Annotated in this window: 1 protein-coding gene; it reads right to left on the bottom strand. The window is 56.0% G+C overall.

Annotated elements, in window-relative coordinates:
* A partial coding sequence (locus tag AB9F29_RS21990; protein WP_369757260.1) for an AMP-binding protein occupies positions 1-307 on the bottom strand: 307 nt, incomplete at both ends.

Raw genomic sequence — 307 nt, 5'->3', positions numbered from 1 at the left:
GCAAACCGTCCTTTATTTTCGCAATCTTCTCAATATTCTCCCCGTCGGTGACCACCACCCTCGCACCGCTATCCTGCAACCGGTATGTCAGGGCATCTTCGCAAAACAACGTAAAAAGTGGCAGGACAACCGCTCCCAATTTGTAAGCTGCAAAATGGGCGAGTAAAACGGCGGGGCCTTGGGGCAAAAGAACCGCAACCCGATCCCCCCGCGTAACACCATGCACCGCAAACGCCCCTGCCAAACGGTTGGAGGCGCGCATCAAACCGTCATAAGTCCAGCGCTCTTCGCTGCCATCCTCGGCAAC

It is taken from the genome of Falsihalocynthiibacter sp. S25ZX9, from assembly GCF_041205405.1.
Lineage (GTDB): Bacteria > Pseudomonadota > Alphaproteobacteria > Rhodobacterales > Rhodobacteraceae > Falsihalocynthiibacter > Falsihalocynthiibacter arcticus.
The sequence above is the reverse complement of the archived record's forward strand: the minus strand, read 5'-3'. Positions and strand labels throughout refer to the sequence as shown.